Origin of the sequence: Azospirillum sp. B21 (genome assembly GCF_008364825.1) — a bacterium.
Classification (GTDB): Bacteria; Pseudomonadota; Alphaproteobacteria; order Azospirillales; family Azospirillaceae; genus Azospirillum.
In genome coordinates, this window is sequence record NZ_VTTO01000030.1 from 27,122 (window position 1) to 43,368 (window position 16,247).

The following is a 16,247-nucleotide window of genomic DNA, read 5'->3' on the forward strand; positions in this document are numbered from 1 at the left end:
GCCCCTCCACCACAGACGCGCGCGAATAGCGCAGGAGAACACCATGAAGTCCGCTTCCCGCGCCCTCGAAAAGGCCGCCCCCAAACGAAAGACCCTTGCCGCCGATCTGCTGGCCGAAGGCAAGTGGAATGACGCCCTCTGCGCCCTCTCTCACGTCTACGAGCAGGATGGCGACCTGATGCGCTGCCGCTGCTGTGGTCGCGCGATCCACGTCAGCTATGAGGAGCCGCTGCACCACGGCATCACCAAAGCCAGTGGGATCAACTGCCCGTACCAGGGCGATGCGAACCCCTGGACGATCCTGCTGACCGCCGCCGCTGGTCGTCGCGCCCAGAACTCCGCCACCCCCGCCTGAGAGGACCCCGCCATGACCGCCGACACCACGACCGCCTTACTGCCCTGCCCCATGTGCGACACGCCGACCAGCTTCGGCCGCGTCACCTACGACCCCTGCACCGTCCGTGAGCAAGAATGGACGCAAGACACTTTCCATTACGTCAACTGCCCGGCGTGCGGCGTGAAAAACCACGGCGTTGTCGGCTTCAAGACGCAGGAGGAAGCCGCCGCCGCCTGGAACCGTCGCGCCGCCCCCGCCTCCCCGTCCGCCGCGCAGCCAGACGCCCTGAAGGACGAGCGCGACCTGTCCAAGGCGCTGATGGACCTGCTGAAGGAAATGCACGAAGCGCCGACGATGACCGCCGGGTACGAGGTGCTCGCCGACTTCACGGCGCAGGCCGGGCTTGGCGTGCCGGTGCCGCTGCGGAGCGCGCAGCCCGACGCCGAAGAGCGCGGGGTGAGCGACCTCCCGCCGGGTCTGGTACTGGTGGCGACGCCGTACCGCAACGCCCCTGACAAATGGATGCTGATTGAGTTGACCGCGCCGGGCCGCGCGAAGGTCATCACGGGCGGATGCATCGAAACCGAAGCGGAAGGCATCGCCCACGCCCACAACTTCGCCGGTGAATACGCCGCCCGCGCTTCCGCTCCGGAGGTGGAGGGCGATTGGAAGCCGATTAGCGAGGCCCCGCAGAACGGCATGATTGACGTTCGGTCAACCTGCACGTACCGCTGGCGGGCATATCGGCCGGGATCGCCGCAGCTCCGACGCGGCATCAAGGGGCGGTGGCAGCGGGCGACCGATTACGGATGGGAGAACGCCAATCTGCCCGAGAATGGCGAGTGGAAGCCGGTCGAGATCACGCGCGGCGCCGCCATCCGCTCCGCCGGGGAGGGCAAGTAAATGGCTGAGAGGCAATGCGCATACTGCAAATGGTACACGCCGGAGAGTGAGGGGGTGGGTCGTTGCTCGGTCACGCTTCCAAGCTGGCTTCCCGCAAATCTCGATAAGCGGACGGTGAGCGATCAGGACGGATGCGACATCGGCGTCTGCGGTCGCACCTTCCCCGCCCGCTTCCATCCCAAGGAGCCCGCCCGATGACCGCCCCGACCACCACCGCGACCACCACCGCGACGCCGGAAGAACTGGCGGCCAAGCTGGATCACGGCGCTGAAATCCTTGGACACGGCACGGGCGCCCTGATGCGCGACTCCGCCCACGTCCTCCGTGCTCAAAAGCTCCACACCGACCGAGTAGACGCCAAGCTGGTGGAGCAGGAACGGCAGATCGAGGCCCAGCGGGCGGAGGTCGAGCGGCTGACGATGGCAGAGGCTGACCGTGATGCCGTCCTCCAAGCGCTCGGCTATAAGCCTGGACCGCTGGGCAATGATACGCGCCGCGAAGTCATCCTGATGGACGCCACCGAATTGCGGCCGGAGATGGTCAAGGCGCGCGAGAAGGCGGTCTTCGAGGAGTCGTCAGCGTCGCTTTACCGCGACATGCTCGACGAACTGGAGCGCTCTCTCGCGGCCGGCGGCGCGTTGTTGAAGGTGTGGGCCGCGCGCAAGGAGGCCGAGACCCGCGCCACCACCGCAGAGGCCGCGCTTGCCGACCTGATCGCGCTTACCGGCCAGACAGACGCCGCCAAGGCCGTGGCTGTCGTGGCGACGATGCTGGCCGGCGCTGACCATGGCTCCTACGGGTCAGTAGTCAGGGAGTACGCGGAGTGCAAGGCCGCGCTTGCCGCTGTGACGGCAGAGCGGGACAGGATGCGGGAGGCGCCTCGCTACATGGACGAGATTGAGGCCGGCAGGGTCGCTTGGTCGTGGATTGAGGACATCGTCCGCCGTGACGGCCTGAAAGCGCCGCACACGACAATCAAAACGGACCGGTTGAAGGGCGACGGCGGCACGGTCGAGCTATGGCACAAAGACCGGCTCGTGGCCGTCGCTCTGGTTCTGCGAGACTGCTGGAATTGGTCAGTGCTGGCCCGCATGGAGTTCTCTGGCCGCGAGGAGCCGAGCAGCGCCGCCCTGTCGGCGAAGGAGGCGACCGATGAGCGCTGACCTGACCAAACCGACATGCACCTTCTGCGGCAAGGTAATTCGAGGTCACGCCATGCAGTGCAATGGTCCCGGAAACTTTGCCCACAATGCTTGCTTCGACAAGGCCGCCGCGCCGAAGGGCGTTGAGTATTACCGGAAGCTCATCACCGGCGAAATCACTTGGACCGGCGCTCCCGCGGCATACCCAATCCCCGCCCGCTTGACGAATGAGCAGCGCCGCCGGTTCCGCCGTGACTTGCGGCTCTGCGGCCTGCCAACCGATGAAGCCCGCGCCGAGACAGACGCCGCCTATCACGATCGATACCGGAAAGCCATGGAGAAGCGCCGCAATGCCGCCTAACCTGTTGGAGCGCGCCCGCTCTGCCGTGACGGTGGAGGAGGAGTGCGACGCGGTGCGCGATTTTGTGTGCCAGCGGGTCGATGACGCCGCGCGGGCCATGCCGCTGATCGACATCATCGTGGCCGTCCGCGCAGGCCGCCTGCCCCGCGCCGTCCTGCTTGGCGTCGTCGCCGCGCTGGTGCCGGAGGGGATGGCATGGGGCGTCAACGGCCCGTTCACCCACGCTGACGGCGCGACGCATTGGGAGGCGTACTGCCGCGCGCTGGACTGGCTCTCCGGCCCCACCCCCGCCCTTGCCCTTCTCATCGCCATCAGGGAGGCCAGCAATGCAGACTGACACCATATGGCAGCGCCACGACCTGACGCCATTCGAGGCAGGGGAAGAAGCGCGGCGAAACGGGGAGCCATCGCCAGGGCCTGCAGGGCCTCAGTCATCATGGTCTGAACGGTTGTTCTGCAGAGGCTGGTGGAGCGCTGACAGAGCCATGCCGGCCGCGCAGGAGGGGGAGAAGGCGAATGGGTGATAAGCTGCTGACCCTGGAAGAGTGGGCGGAGGCGGTCTATGGGAAGCACCGGCCCAACCTCGACACACTGCGCAGATGGGCGCGACAGGCCCGCATCTATCCGCTGCCGGAGAAGCATGGGCGCACGTACTTTGTGATCCCGACCGCTCGTCACATCGACCCGAATAAGCCTATCGTCACCCCGAAGAAGAGGGCGCCGAGCGGCCCGTTGGTGGAGAGGATCCGTGGGAAGACGGCGTAGCACGAAGACCAAGGGGCTCCCGCCGAACCTCTACGAGCGCGCCGGCTACTTCGCATGGCGCGACCCGCGGGACAGCAAGGAGTACGGGCTAGGCCGCGACCGGCGCGCGGCCATCAGCCAAGCGATTGAGGCCAACCACGAGGTGGAGGGCACACGCGGCAAGCGCTCGCTGGTTGACCGGCTGATCACCGGCAAAGACAACAGCATGGGCGCGTGGTGCGACAATTACCTGAAGGTGCTCGAAGCTCGCGGCTTGGCCGCCAACAGCATGAAGGTGTTCCGCTCGCGCCTGAGTACCGTCCGTGCTCGCTGGGCGGATCATCGCATAGACGCCATCACCACCCGTGACGTGGCGGAGTTCATCGACCAGTGGGACGCGCGGGGCAAAAAGCGCATGGCTGCGGCGATGCGCTCGTTTTTGCTGGACGTGTTCAAGGCCGCGCAGGCAAAGGGGTGGGTGCTGAGCAACCCGGTCGCACCGACCCGCACGCCAACGGTCGAGGTGAAGCGCGCCCGCCTGACGCTTGAAGACTTCCGCAAAATCCACGCCGCCGCCCTAGCGCATCACCCGGCATGGGTGGCGCGGGCGATGGAATTGGCGTTGGTGACCGGGCAACGGCGCGAGGACATCGGCAGGATGGGGCCAAAGGACGTGCGCGACGGAAAGCTGTGGGTTGAACAGGGGAAGACGAAAGCCAAGGTCTGCATCCCGCTCGCACTGCGGCTGGAAGCGGTCGGCTGGACGGTCGGCGAAGTCATCGCCCGGTGTCAGGACAATGTGCTCAGCCGCCATTTCATCCACCACGCCACGACATGGGGGTCCGGGCGCGCCGGGGCAAAGGTGCCGCTGAACGCAATCACCAACGCCTTCGCTGACGCGCGCGAGCAATCCGGCATCACATGGGAGAGGGGCAAGACCCCGCCGACCTTCCATGAACTGCGCTCGCTGGCCGCCCGGCTGTACGCCGAGCAGGGCGCGGATGCGCAGGCCCTTCTCGGACACAAATCGCCAGAAATGACGGCGACATACCGCGACAGCCGGGGAACGGAGTGGGTCGAGGTGAAGGCCGGATAGGGAACGCGCTGTCGGAAGAATTTCGGGAATTTTCTGGATCGAGGCGAATTTCCCTTATATTTCAATGCCATTTTCCAGCGCCATATACGGCTTCTGTAGTTGCCGCGCGCTGCGGGAACCAAGCAATTTCAAAGCGTTACAGGCATGCCCTTATGGCCGCGGACGCGAAAACACGCGCTCCCGCGCCTATGCATATCAGACACTTGCGAGCAAATATCGGATGGTATTCTGGCTGACGGCATGAGCGGAGAGCGAGCGTGAGCACGAAGGAATTCCGATGTCTCGGCGACTGGAACCGCCACGGCGACACCGTAGCGGTGAGGTGCCGATCCTGCGGGCATCAGGTGGAGCTTGACCCGGCGCGGCTGCTGATGCGCTTTGGGTATGGCCGGCATCCCCGCGATCTGCCGTGGCGCTGCGCCTCGTGCGGGTCTAAGAACGTGGCCGTCGGAATTGATGCAAGGCTTGGACGGTAATGGCTGACCACAACAATGCGCCTGGGCCGAACCTCTCGGACCGCATCTGCCCCGTCTGCGGCGGCAGGAATGCATTCTTCGGCTTCGGGCCGCCGGGATCCGAAGTGGGGGTCCGCTGGTACTGCGGCCGGCACCGGGCCAATGGTCAGCGTTGGTGGGGCGGCATGCGGGGGGAGAAGTCGGCGGACCAAGCGGCGTTCTGACGCTCGGCCCGCCATCTGCGTTGTGACGAGCCCAACGCAGGTCACATCCCCAGCAGCACCGGCACCATCTGCTGGAGCGCGTCGATCAGCGACGCATCCCCCACGAGGTAAGCCCCCGCGATGGCGACCGCGGCGACCAAGGTCATCACCAGCTTGCGCTTGCCGGCCAACTGGCCGCCCTTGAGAACGTCGTTCAGGTCCATGTGCTTTGCCCCTCCTTCGGGCATGAGGCCGCCGGAAGGTATGTGCGTCATGCACATACCTTGGGCTCGGCGGCGTGTGGACTGTTGCGATGGCTAAGGGGGGTGACAGATTGTCCCCTCCCTTCCTGCAACCTCTGATGCTGAGTTCCTCTACGGGCCGGATCGTACCCTCAGCCCTTGGAAATGCTGGGCCGTTGACTGATTTCCTCCGAGTTCAGCAAGCATGCAAATCGGGGGTCAGCGCAACCGGCGGTGCACGATCACTTTGTCGCGGTCAGGCGTCCATGAACTCGGCCAACCGGTTGAGCCACCCGGCGGCGTTCAGCGCGTCGTCCTCGACCCGGCCCCGCTTCCGGGCATCCCCGGTGATGATCTGCCCGTAGAACCGCATCCGCTGAGCGAAGACCGAGCGCCACAGCCCGGCAGCGTCGCCGCTGTTGACGGCGGCTAGCGTCTTGGGCCCGACGGCGCCGTCCACCCTCAGGAGCGGTCGGCCAGCCAGATCGTTGACCGCCTCCTGCAGCCACGTGCCGGCGCGGGCCGGGCCATGGTTCACGCCGCTGTCGATCACCAGGGCACGGAGCGCGTCGTCGGCGATGTCGGCGAAACCCGGCTCCTCGATGTAACGGGCGCGGTAGATCGCCCGTACCTCCGCTTCGTCCAGGGCGGCGACATCTGCCGCCGTGACCGGGCGCTTCCTCCAGCTCGTCAGCGTCGCCAGGGTGATGCCGCCCTTCGTCGGGCCGCCGCGGTCGGACGGCCGGTCGGTGTAGCGAGGCCAGCCCTCCCGGCGGAGGATGGTGTCAATGATGGCATCAGTCGTGAGCGTCACCATGGTTCAGATCTCCGGGCATAAAAAAGGCCGCGCGAGGCGGCCGGGTCGGTCGGGGCTGGAGTGTTGTCGCGGGATCAGGGCGACGGGTAGACCGCGCTGTCCCGCGCTGCCTGGATCGCGTCCAGGGAGCCGGCCGCGCTGATAGCCTCATTGACGCGCTCGCGCTCGCGCTCGATCTGCCGGCCGACGGTCTCCCAGGCGAAGGTGACAGCCTCCCACTCCGCCAGCACATCAGCGACGGAGACGGCGCGCAGATCGGCCCGGTCACCGGCCCACGGGTAGGGCGTTGCGTCAGCGTCATCCGGCCGTCCGGCGGCGACCCACCGCTGCATCTCCGCCTGCTTGGCGGCGTAGGTAGTGGCCTGACCCGGCACAGCGGTCAGGTAGGCTTCGCGCGCCCGCCCGGCGGCCTGGTTGTTGGCTGAGATCGCAGCGTTCTGGGCGGCGAGCAGAGCGGCGGCGATTTCTTCCGGGGGGATCGGCTCCACATCCCAGGTCCGCAGGGTGTGGCCGTCTTCCTCCGTGTCGGTGTAGGTGGCGGCCTTGCGGTGCGTCCGGCCGTCAAAAGCCGGGATCGTTTCGATGATCATTGAGCACCTCCTTAAGTGATCTGACCAAAGCCAGTCGGCGCGGAGTACGACCACTGGTCATAGCTAAAGCGCGCAGTGTACGTCGCGTTTGCTGGTGCAAGTGTCGGATATAGTGACCCTGATAGCCCGGTAAACGCGGGGTTTGCTCCGCTCGCGGGATTTCCTGAGCCATACCAAGTGCCGTTCGCTCCAAACCAGATCGCACCAGCACTCACATCAACTGCAAACATAAGAACTTGCCCTGCGCTTTGGGCAGAGCCCAGCGAAGTTGGTGCGCCGCTATAATATTTGCTGCCTCCCTCAGTAAAAGCCCAAGAACTTGTGTCGGTTCCTGGCGTTGTCGAAATTGCATGCGACATATTTGATACGCCAAGCTGACATGCCCCGGATATGGCATTGATGTATACTTCCCAATATCTTTTGCCAAAAATCTGACTAGTAGCCCTTGCCTGCCCGCCTTGCAGTGTAAGGTTTGCGTTTGAGAGAGTTCCGCCCGACTTGTCGGTAGGGCTCAACGTCGCTTTGCTCCTCGCATCGGACGCGAGAGCACGGTATGTCGTCCCGTCGCCAATCAAAAAAGCCCACGTTCCAGGCGTTAGCTGCGGCGTCACCCCATCGGCTGACACAGACACAGTCCCAGAGCCGGAATTGTGGACAACAACGGTGAAGCCGCTGCTAACCGTCGATGCAGTTGGAAAGGTGATCGTGAATGTGCCGTTGCAGTCGATCAACTTGCCAGCGTCAGCGGCAGTGACGGTGTATGCCCCGGTCTTCGTCAGCGTCTGGAAACTGACGCCGCCACCAGCGCCGCCGAGAAGCTGGAAGGCGGTGCCGTCGTATTGCGCCCACACATTCGTGCTGGCCGGCAGATCGCCCGCCGACAGCGCTGATCCGTTCTTCTGGATCGCCTTGGCCCCGAGGCCGTCAACGTTCATCGTCGCGGCGCCGCTGTTCGCCGACGCTCCCGTCTTCAGCCCGACGATCTGGTTGACCATGAGTCCGGTGAGGCTCTTCCCGGTCGAGACTGTGAGCGCATTGGCCGTGCCGCTGGCCGTTCCGCAGAACAGCGATCCAGCTTCGACGAACTGCGCATGTGCCGGCGACATAAGCCCAGCGCGCATGGGGCTTGCGATTGGATAGGTCACAGCATGAACCTCCGGCGCGGGTTGTTCACTTCGGAAAGCGTGTAGGGCTCAGCAGCGGCGACGATGGCCTCCCATTCGACAGGATCGGCGCCGATGCGCGGGCCGCGCAGATTGGCGTGCCACCGCTCGTCCACGACTGCTGGCTCCGTCACCTCCCCCGTCTCGGGATCGGTCACAGGGGCCGTCAGAGCGAGCGGGCCGATAGGGTCCAGGTCGCACACCGGGCCGGCGGTCAGCCAGCACGGAGCGCCGGCCTCGTCGGCGCCCCGCAGCATCGGCAGGGCTTCAATCAGCGCGGCCTCGTCATCCGCGCGCAGTCTCAGGACAGGCATGGTCAACCTCACGCGGTAAGCAGTTGCAGGGTGGAGTTGGACAGGCGCCGCGGGAAAAGCGTGATGCGGCGGATGGTTCCGTTGAGGTAGTTGAATGAACCCCATGGCGCTTTGCCGATGTGAAGAGACGTGATTGAAGGGATAGACCCGCCGGTATCCGTAGCAGCTGCCCCGCCGTTTACAGAGAAGCCAAAGTCGTTTGTCTTCCACGAAAACGCCATTTTGTTCATTGTTGTTTGCGTGACATTCGCAGCAAGACTGGCCTGCGAAGCCCCGCCGACATTTACATTGGCAGAAATCTGCGCAGTTCCGCTGTTCATGATGTACATCGAATTACCGAACGACCCGCCGTCAAAGCCTACAATCATGGTGTCAGGCACGGCAGCCAGGGCCATCGCCTCCACACAGATCGTCCCCTCATTGGGGTTCCACCCCGGCACAGAGGACAGCAGTAGGGTGTTGACGTCTGCGGCGCGGGTGAAGGGGGAGGAGGTGGTGGGGATGGGCGAAGTTGGGAACGAGCCCGCCTCAAACTGACCATGCCAGACATAGACGCCCCGCCCCGCCGTGCCGGCGTAGCTGACCGAAGAGCCAGACACCAGATGCAGCCAACAGCGCGGCGTAAACGCCCCTGTACCGACGCTATTTGCTACCCAGCAAAGATAGAAGCCGTTGCCAAGCTTGATGATGCCGCAAGCCGATGCATCAGTAATCCCGTTGGCGTTGCAAGACGATACCGCGCCCGCTGACAGGTCGAACAGCATGCCTTTGGTGTTCGCGCCTTTATCCATCAGCGAGACAATGACCCTAGTCACCTCTGCCGCTTTTAGAATGAAATACGAGCATAGAGTGGCGTTGTCAGCCAACCCGGAAACCGCCTCGTAGGCGCTGTGTGCGCCCGTGCTGGCGTCTTCGGAAAGCTTGCCTGCGGTCGTGGTGCCGCTTGGCCCAGCCGCCACGTTGTCGGATGCGGTGGCGCCCGTCTTTGACCACACAGCATTGCTCAGCGACTGCGAGTAGGTCAGCAGGTTCGTCCGGCTTTCCTCCACCAGCAAACCGCGCGCCGACCCGGTGACCGGGTCGAAGTCGATTGGCGCTGTACCGGCTGGCACGAAGGTCAGCAGGCCGGACGGACCCGTCACCCACTTGCCGCTTGAGCCGGTGATGACGCCCGAAGGGACGGCGTTCGGACCGCTGAACACGAAGTCTAGGCAAGGGTCGATGCCGGCGATTTCGTTGGGCTGCTTGACCTGGACGATGCCGGCGGCAGACGCTGCCGATGCAGCGGCGGCGGACGAATACCCCTGCGACTGCTGAGCGTAGGCAAGAGCCTGCGCGACGCCGCTGGTGTTGTCGCTGATGAGCGACTGCATGAAGGCGGAGAACTCGCTGAAGTAGTCCTGCCCCTTGCGCGCCAGCAGCGCGTTGAGAAGATCGGTCGTGCTCATCAGGCAACAAGCTCCCTCACCGCGACCGAGGTCGCGAAGCGTTGGAAATAGGGGTTTGAGACTGGCCCATTCTCGATGGGGATGCCGTAGATGCTGGTCCGGTACTGCGTCGGCAGGTCTGCGCCGGGGAACAGGACGACCAGCACGTCGCGGCTCTTGCCGACGATGCGCTTCAGGTCGTCCAGAGCGGACAGGGCCTCGGTCTGCGGCACATTCTCCAGAGACAGCCGCAGCACCCGGTACTTCTGGCGCCGGATGACGAAGAACGAGGCTTCCGTCTCCACCAGTTCCGACGGGTCGGCCCACTCGCTCGACCAGCCGTAGCTGAAGTTCACCTCGGGCTGGTAGCCGATCCCGGTGAAGATGCGGCCGACCTGGATGTTGCCGGAGGCGGCCGACGATGTGAAGGTGTAGCGGACATACCGGGCGGCCAGCGTCCCGCCGAAGTCGAACATGTTGAAGGGCCGGTAATCGGCGAAGCTGGACAGGGTTGGATAGCCGCCGAGCGACACTCCGAACCTATCGGATCCGAAACCGGAGACCGGCGGCCATGCCTCGATGGTCTGGTCGTAGAGCTTGGTCGAGAAGTCAGCCACATCGGCCACCTCGCACCGGATCGTACCCACGGCGCTGAGGTTGTGAGCCACCACCGCTCCGTGGGTCATGTCGACCGATGAGCCATGGTCGAAGGTCAGGCTCTCCGACGTGTAGCCGGTCGCCCGCCAGACCCGGCCCGGCCGCGGGTCCTGCACCCGGTTCGCCGGCAGTGCCTCCGACGATGCCGTCACCGTCGCCGTATCGGCCTTGTTCCAGTAGAGGATGATCGCGTTGTTGACTGCCATGTCACCCCCATAGGGTCAGGGTCACGCGACCGCTGTCGCGCGTGTTCTCTTCGATGCCGATGACGCGGTAGGCTTGGTCGATGACGTGCAGCGCGGACGAAATCCACACCTGACCCCCAAGCTCGATGCTGAAGGGCTGCGTCTCGATCCGGAGCGTCAGAACCTCCCGCCGGGTGCTGTAGAGGCCGGAGAGGCGGGCTGCCTCCGTCTGCGCGTCGGCGACGGTCAGCAGGCAGGTTTCCACCTCCAGCGGCTTACTGAGGGGGTGGAGCGTCTGAACTGCCGCAACGTCGACCGGGGTGGTTGACCGGTATTCCTCAGCGAAGAAGGCCCGCATTGCCGCTGTGGCCGCGCCGGCAAGGTCGCTTTCCTGCAGCGCCCCGACCCAGGATCGGGCGGCCTTGACGATCAGCCGATAGGGCGGGATCGCCTCCGGATTGACCGTCAGCGCCCCCTTCTCCAAGTCGGCGTCCTCCAGGTAGAGGGCGAGCGCGCTGTCCGAGGATGATGTTGCCGTCGGCGCCTCCAGCCGGCCCACCACCACCTTGCCGTTGGAGCCGGTGTAGAAGCCGCCCACGCTGCCGATCAGCGCATCCAGCACCTCCGTGCCGGTTGCCCGCTCAGCGGCGTAATAGCCCACCGTGGCGCTGTTCTTGGTATTCAGGGCCGCGAAGGACGTATCGTCGATCTGGCCGGAGGCAAAGCCCAGCCGGCCGGTCAGCAGCGCCTTGCAGATGTCCGCCGCTGTGGTGGCGTTGGAGCCGAAGGCGCCCCGACAATCCACCGTGATCTGCCGGGCTGGGGTGGAGCCCAATCGGAGCCGACCGTTGGCGAGGTCGGCATAGTAGTTGCCGGCCGGCGGCGGGTTGCTGGCGGAGGCCGTCAGCGGCACGCCACCATCGTAGACCGCCTGGACGGAGTGCAGGCCGGTGAGCGGCGACAGGTCGTACCAGAGGTTCGCCGTGTCGACCGGCACCGGGGCGGCGCGCAGAACCTGCCCCAGGACGGTGGGCTTCACCTTGCCCTTGAGGTCCGTCCCGCCGTTGAAGCCGCCGGAGCCGTCGTAGGTCGTGCTCTCGATGTCCTTGTCGATCTGCGTTTGCAGGTCGGACAGCGGGACCTGAACCGAGCCCAGCCCAAAGGAGTTCTCCCCGGTGCATTGCCCGTCCCACAGGACGCTGTAGGCGGCATAAGAGGTGGAGCCGCGGGGGCCTTGCAGGACACGGGCTTGCGCCCCGTCCCACCCCCACGCCTTCCACAGCGGGTAGTTCGCCGCCTTCCAGTCGCTGTCCACGGCGATTTCGATGCCGTTGCCGTAGGCCGGCAGGGACTTCCCCCCGATCCGGCCGTCGGCGAACATCTCCCGCTTCACCACCAGAGCGACCTGAACCCGGCCGTCATATTCCCGGTTGGGGGCAGTCGGGTCGTTGGCGGCCAGGGCGATGTCGCGGGTGGAGAGGTAGAGGGGGTGGAGCGCCCCCATGCTGTCGCGCGGGAACAACTCCACCAGGTACTGCAGGTCCTGGGAGACGCTGAGGGTCGTGACCATGGCTTATTGTCCGTAGGTGCCGGTTCGGCGCGGGCGCGCGTCTCGGTCTGCCGCCTCTGTCCGGAGCTTGGACAGTTCGGCCGCTTGCTTCTTGTTCACGGTCTTCAGTTCGCTGTTTTCGTAGACGAGCGCCTTGAGCAGGTCGACGGCATCGTCCAGGCGGCGCTCCATGCCCCTGAAGTCCACCGTCACACCGCCGGAGCCGCCAGACTGCCCCCGGAACGGCACGACGTTGCCGCCCCACCGGTCGTTCGCCGCGCCCCAGGACCGGGCGATGTCCATGCTGACGGAGTGCGGGTAGACCCGCTCGCCGCCCGCCATCTGGACAAGCTCCCTGCCCTGCTCGCCCACCCAGGCCATGCCCGGAGGGGCGCTGTCGGTTCCGGTGGCGAAGCCCGGAATGGAGCGCGTCCCGGCCAGCACCTCGCCGATGCCGTAGGCCTTGAACCAAGCGGCCAAGTTGAACGACGGATCGTTCGCCCGCGCCGCCTGGATGTCGCTGAACCCGCCGAACGCTGCCTCAATCTGAGCGTTCGTGTAGGACTCAAGGACAGCCCGCTTAACCTGCGCCTGCGTCCCGCCGTCCTGCGTGGTGGACCACTTCAGGATTTCGGACGAGTTGCCGCTGTTGATGCCCTTCAGGATCGCAGCAATGTCGCTGGGGACGACTTGCAACGCCTTCAACATGTCCTCTTGCACGCTGAGCTGCTTGTTCAGCGTCGCCAGAGACTTCGTTGCCTCCTTCGCCTGGATGGAGGCGACCGTTTCGACATCGCCAAGGCTGTCTTGGACGCCCTGGAATATCTCAGCGTAGCCTTCACTGCTGGCGTAGTAGGCCTTGGCCTGATCCAGATAGGTCTTGGCAAGGTCGTTGACCTTCCCCGCGGCGTCGATGTCGCCTTCCTGCGCTGCCGTTATGGCCTTGCTGTAGGCCTGGAAGGCCGCGTCAAGTTTCTGTTCCGGCGACAGCGGGGACATGTCGCTGGTTAGCAGAGATGCCCTGTATGCCGAGATGGATTGCGCCGTCTTCGACCACTGAGACTGCGCTTCCTTTGCTGTGGCGATCTGCTCCTTGAGAAGGTCAATTTCGGCGCTGACGTTATCCTGTCGGATTTTCGCGAACTGCGTTTCGAACTGCACCCCGCTTTGCATCTGCTTGGCGAGGTTGCCGATGTCGCCGCCGAACGTGGCGACCACGTCCGAAAGCTGATCGTCACGCAGCGTGCGGAGAAGCTCCGTCAGGCTGACGTTGAACAAGTCCTGAGCCCGGTTGACCGGCTCGCCTACCGCCAGAAGCGAGCGGGCGTTGCCGTCCAGCGTCTTGATGAAGCCCTGGATCGTGTTGATGTAGCCACGCCCCCCGGTCTCCCGGATTTGCTGGTCAAGCGATCCGCGGAGGTCCGCCGCCATGCGAGCCGTCGTCTCCTTCTCGATGGCGTTTACCGTCGCCACGATGGCCGGATTGAGCCGTTCGGCCGCCTCCCGCATCGCCTGGAACTGGCCCTTCATGCTGGCAACCGCGGTCTCCACCTCCGTGTAGGCGACCGGGTTGCGCAGCGTGTCGAGGTAGGACACGAGTTGATCGGAGGCCAGTTGGACATAGGCCTTGTCGATCCCGAGCTTTTTGGCCCGCTCCAGTTCTTCGAACATGGGCGCAAGGCTTTCGGCCGTCGTCTCCTTGGCCGACTTCGTGACGCCGTTCAGAGACTTGTCGAACTCCCGCAACGCCGTGTTGCCGGCGTCGATTGAGGCGCCCAACGCCACGTCCTTCCCGAACTCCTCCGCGTCCTTGTTGGTCGAGTTCCGAAGCGCCGCAAGGGTGTTCGTCCCGCCACCGACAAGGCCGCCCTGGTCCAGTAGCGCGTACCGGACCATGCCCGCGAAGTCGTCGCCGAACTTCTTGTAATCGACAGAACCGGCGATGTAATAGCCGTCCTTGGCAGTCTGTCCGAACCCGAAGTTCTTTGCCAGAGTGCCGCCTCCGGCCGCCGCCGTAGTGAAGATGGACGAGATGTACTGCCCGAGCGCCCGCCCGGCTTCCGCGTCTCCTTCGTTGTCCGTCAGGATGTTGCCGTAGGTGGCCGACCGGCCGCCGCTGTTGATGGTGACGTCCGCCGACGCCGTCTTTCCAACGGACGGCTTCTGTGTGCCGATCAGGCCGCCCAACCCACCGCCGGCACCGCCGATAATCGCGCCGAGCACCGTCCCGACGCCGGGGAAGAGGAACGTCCCCGCCAAAGCACCAGCCGCCGCACCGCCACCGGCACCGACCAAAGCGCCCATGCCCTTGTTCTGGACGTTCAGAAGCGAAGGCAGCATGGACCCGACGCCGAAGCCGATGCCAGCGGCCCCGAGGTATGCGGACAGACCAGTTCCAGCGGCAACGCCGCCAGCCGCGCCTCCCGACGATCCAGCCGTAACCGTTGGCGCTGCCGTAACGGCCAAACCAGGGTTTGCCGCCTGAAGCATGGCCGTCTGCGAGGCCAGGACGCTCGCTGAAGGCGTAAGAACCGTCTGCCCGGCAAGCATCGTCGCCGGGGCGCCGATGCCCAGTGCCGAATAGCCAAAGCTATCGATTGCCCCGGTTATGCCGCTGGTCCACGACGACGGCATAAACTTCGACCCGAGCGACAGCATGTTGCCCATGCCGCCGCCGTTCTGGTTGGCCGCAGAGCCGCCCGGAGACTGGATGCCGAACAGCGAGGGCATGGAGCCGACCAGCTGCATGGTGATCGGCAGGACGATGTTCTGGTTCAGCATCTCCACGGCCAGGCGCTTCGCCCAGTTCTTGAAGAAGTCCAGAGCGTCTCCGGCCTTGGCCTCGCCAGTGATCTGGTCCCACAGGTTCTCAGAGATGTCCTTGCCGATGTCGGTGGCGACGCGGGCAACGTCCTGCTGGTATTTCTCCAGTTCTCGGACCGCTTCCTCGTCAGCCTTGGCCTTGGCCTTGCGAGCCTCGGTGCTGTCGTAAAGGGCGCCGGCTTCCTGCTTGACTTTCGACAGGTAGGCGTCCATTTCGGCGCCCGACAACTTGCCGCGGTACTGAAGCTCGAACTCCAACGCCTTGTTGGATACGAAGCGTTCCCGCTCCGACTGCGAAAGCGCCGCAGCCTCACCCTTCAGCCGGTCAACATACTTGTCGGCCTGATCGATGGTCTTCTGGCGCTGCTCGGCGCGGCGTTCGGCCTCCGCGGCATCCTGCTCGGCCGCTCTGGTCGCCTCCTCCTGCGCCTTCTTCTGGTCCTCCAGCTGGTCGATCTGCTCCTGCCGAGCGACCGCCTGATTGATCAGCGACTGCGTGCCCGCATCGATCTGCGTCCGCCCCGCGGCATGCGCCTTGGACAAGGCCTCCATCTCCAGCTTGGCGCGCAGCTTGGCCGCGCTCGACTTGTCGAACGTCGACACCTCGACGCCAAGCTCAGTGATCTGCTCCCGCAGCCCTTCGCGGTATTCCTCGATGGCGTTCCGCGCGTCGCGGAGCTTGCTGTTGCCCTGCTCCGTCCGTACCCGCGTCTCCCGCGCGCCGTCGTTGTACTGACCCAAGGTTCCGCGCAGGACTTCAATCTCCTGGCGCAACTCCTTCACCTTGTCCGCCTTGAACAGGTAGACCATGGCGGCGCCGCTTGCTGCCGCCGCATCCGACGTGCTGAGCAGCCCGGCCTCGATCGACTTCAGTTCCGCCTCAGCGACTGATAGACGCTTCTGCGCCGCGTCCACCGCCGAGCGGCTTTCTGCCTCGAGGGCGGCGCGTGCGCCATTGGAGGCATCACGCAGCCCCTCCGACGCCTTCTTCGCGAACTCCAAGGCCTTCGCGTAGTCGTTGAAAGAGGTGGTGGTATCAACCGCCGTGCCGCCCGCCTTCTGCAGAGCGCCAATCATCACGCCGCCGACATTCACCACCGCACCCAGCGCAGCGCCGAGCGGGCCGAGCGAGCCCAGCAGCTGACCGAGCTGCATGCCGGCCGCGGTGGCGACATTGCCGCCGTTCGCCATCTGATTGGCGAAGTCGCTGACCTGCCAGCCTGCTTGCTGAACGACGCC

Annotated in this window: 16 protein-coding genes; 7 read left to right on the top strand and 9 right to left on the bottom strand. The window is 65.2% G+C overall.

Annotation, left to right across the window (positions count from 1 at the left end; all coding sequences use genetic code 11):
- Nucleotides 1–43 precede the first annotated feature (43 nt).
- From FZ983_RS32305 to FZ983_RS32335, 7 genes are all read left to right on the top strand, one after another.
- On the top strand, nt 44–355 hold the full coding sequence (locus FZ983_RS32305) for a hypothetical protein (RefSeq protein ID WP_149228880.1): 312 nt from the start codon (nt 44–46) through the stop codon (nt 353–355).
- Nucleotides 356–367: 12 nt separating this feature from the next.
- Complete coding sequence (locus FZ983_RS32310; RefSeq protein WP_149228881.1) at nt 368–1,240, top strand: hypothetical protein; 873 nt, start codon at nt 368–370, stop codon at nt 1,238–1,240.
- A 194-nt stretch (nt 1,241–1,434) separates the two neighbouring features.
- The gene (locus FZ983_RS32315; RefSeq protein ID WP_149228882.1) at nt 1,435–2,403 is read left to right on the top strand and encodes a hypothetical protein; all 969 of its coding nucleotides are present in this window, start codon (nt 1,435–1,437) and stop codon (nt 2,401–2,403) included.
- A complete protein-coding gene (locus FZ983_RS32320; RefSeq protein WP_149228883.1) occupies nt 2,393–2,743 on the top strand; it encodes a hypothetical protein in 351 nt (116 codons plus the stop codon). Before FZ983_RS32315 ends, FZ983_RS32320 begins: the two co-directional genes overlap by 11 nt.
- Nucleotides 2,733–3,080, top strand: coding sequence for a hypothetical protein (locus FZ983_RS32325; RefSeq protein WP_149228884.1), 348 nt, complete (start codon nt 2,733–2,735; stop codon nt 3,078–3,080). Before FZ983_RS32320 ends, FZ983_RS32325 begins: the two co-directional genes overlap by 11 nt.
- A gap of 179 nt (nt 3,081–3,259) precedes the next feature.
- Nucleotides 3,260–3,508 (top strand): excisionase, encoded by a 249-nt coding sequence (locus FZ983_RS32330; protein ID WP_149228885.1) that lies wholly within the window; start codon nt 3,260–3,262, stop codon nt 3,506–3,508.
- Entirely contained in the window at nt 3,492–4,583 is a 1,092-nt protein-coding gene (locus FZ983_RS32335) for a tyrosine-type recombinase/integrase (protein WP_149228886.1), read from the top strand. The genes FZ983_RS32330 and FZ983_RS32335 overlap by 17 nt, the downstream gene beginning before the upstream one ends.
- A 720-nt stretch (nt 4,584–5,303) precedes the next feature.
- Here FZ983_RS32335 and FZ983_RS34430 read toward each other — a convergent pair.
- The 9 genes from FZ983_RS34430 to FZ983_RS34435 all read right to left on the bottom strand — a co-directional run bounded on the left by FZ983_RS34430 (nt 5,304) and on the right by FZ983_RS34435 (nt 16,199).
- Nucleotides 5,304–5,465, bottom strand: coding sequence for a hypothetical protein (locus tag FZ983_RS34430; RefSeq protein WP_188092601.1), 162 nt, complete (start codon nt 5,463–5,465; stop codon nt 5,304–5,306).
- A 274-nt stretch (nt 5,466–5,739) separates the two neighbouring features.
- Nucleotides 5,740–6,297 (bottom strand): glycosyl hydrolase 108 family protein, encoded by a 558-nt coding sequence (locus tag FZ983_RS32340; protein ID WP_188092602.1) that lies wholly within the window; start codon nt 6,295–6,297, stop codon nt 5,740–5,742.
- A gap of 77 nt (nt 6,298–6,374) precedes the next feature.
- Nucleotides 6,375–6,890, bottom strand: a complete 516-nt coding sequence (locus FZ983_RS32345) for a hypothetical protein (protein WP_149228888.1) — start codon at nt 6,888–6,890, stop codon at nt 6,375–6,377.
- Nucleotides 6,891–6,901: 11 nt separating this feature from the next.
- Nucleotides 6,902–8,035 carry an SPRY domain-containing protein gene (locus FZ983_RS32350; protein WP_149228889.1) on the bottom strand — a complete coding sequence of 378 codons (1,134 nt, stop codon included), beginning with the start codon at nt 8,033–8,035 and terminating at the stop codon, nt 6,902–6,904.
- Nucleotides 8,032–8,367 carry a hypothetical protein gene (locus FZ983_RS32355; protein ID WP_149228890.1) on the bottom strand — a complete coding sequence of 112 codons (336 nt, stop codon included), beginning with the start codon at nt 8,365–8,367 and terminating at the stop codon, nt 8,032–8,034. The genes FZ983_RS32350 and FZ983_RS32355 overlap by 4 nt, the downstream gene beginning before the upstream one ends.
- A gap of 8 nt (nt 8,368–8,375) precedes the next feature.
- Entirely contained in the window at nt 8,376–9,815 is a 1,440-nt protein-coding gene (locus FZ983_RS32360) for a LamG-like jellyroll fold domain-containing protein (RefSeq protein WP_149228891.1), read from the bottom strand.
- Complete coding sequence (locus FZ983_RS32365; protein WP_149228892.1) at nt 9,815–10,657, bottom strand: hypothetical protein; 843 nt, start codon at nt 10,655–10,657, stop codon at nt 9,815–9,817. Before FZ983_RS32365 ends, FZ983_RS32360 begins: the two co-directional genes overlap by 1 nt.
- Nucleotide 10,658: 1 nt before the next feature.
- Complete coding sequence (locus FZ983_RS32370; RefSeq protein ID WP_149228893.1) at nt 10,659–12,206, bottom strand: hypothetical protein; 1,548 nt, start codon at nt 12,204–12,206, stop codon at nt 10,659–10,661.
- A 3-nt stretch (nt 12,207–12,209) separates the two neighbouring features.
- Nucleotides 12,210–16,199, bottom strand: a complete 3,990-nt coding sequence (locus tag FZ983_RS34435; protein ID WP_211103027.1) for a hypothetical protein — start codon at nt 16,197–16,199, stop codon at nt 12,210–12,212.
- Nucleotides 16,200–16,247: the final 48 nt, after the last annotated feature.

What these genes read in the sequence shown, in the direction of transcription:
- FZ983_RS32320 (WP_149228883.1), top strand. Translation starts at nt 2,393, where the DNA reads ATGAGCGCTGACCTGACCAAACCGACATGCACCTTCTGCGGCAAGGTA.
- FZ983_RS32360 (WP_149228891.1), bottom strand. Translation starts at nt 9,815, where the DNA reads ATGAGCACGACCGATCTTCTCAACGCGCTGCTGGCGCGCAAGGGGCAG.
- FZ983_RS32355 (WP_149228890.1), bottom strand. Translation starts at nt 8,367, where the DNA reads ATGCCTGTCCTGAGACTGCGCGCGGATGACGAGGCCGCGCTGATTGAA.
- FZ983_RS32315 (WP_149228882.1), top strand. Translation starts at nt 1,435, where the DNA reads ATGACCGCCCCGACCACCACCGCGACCACCACCGCGACGCCGGAAGAA.
- FZ983_RS32370 (WP_149228893.1), bottom strand. Translation starts at nt 12,206, where the DNA reads ATGGTCACGACCCTCAGCGTCTCCCAGGACCTGCAGTACCTGGTGGAG.
- FZ983_RS34435 (WP_211103027.1), bottom strand. Translation starts at nt 16,199, where the DNA reads ATGGCGAACGGCGGCAATGTCGCCACCGCGGCCGGCATGCAGCTCGGT.
- FZ983_RS32310 (WP_149228881.1), top strand. Translation starts at nt 368, where the DNA reads ATGACCGCCGACACCACGACCGCCTTACTGCCCTGCCCCATGTGCGAC.
- FZ983_RS32305 (WP_149228880.1), top strand. Translation starts at nt 44, where the DNA reads ATGAAGTCCGCTTCCCGCGCCCTCGAAAAGGCCGCCCCCAAACGAAAG.
- FZ983_RS32345 (WP_149228888.1), bottom strand. Translation starts at nt 6,890, where the DNA reads ATGATCATCGAAACGATCCCGGCTTTTGACGGCCGGACGCACCGCAAG.
- FZ983_RS32330 (WP_149228885.1), top strand. Translation starts at nt 3,260, where the DNA reads ATGGGTGATAAGCTGCTGACCCTGGAAGAGTGGGCGGAGGCGGTCTAT.
- FZ983_RS32325 (WP_149228884.1), top strand. Translation starts at nt 2,733, where the DNA reads ATGCCGCCTAACCTGTTGGAGCGCGCCCGCTCTGCCGTGACGGTGGAG.
- FZ983_RS34430 (WP_188092601.1), bottom strand. Translation starts at nt 5,465, where the DNA reads ATGGACCTGAACGACGTTCTCAAGGGCGGCCAGTTGGCCGGCAAGCGC.
- FZ983_RS32365 (WP_149228892.1), bottom strand. Translation starts at nt 10,657, where the DNA reads ATGGCAGTCAACAACGCGATCATCCTCTACTGGAACAAGGCCGATACG.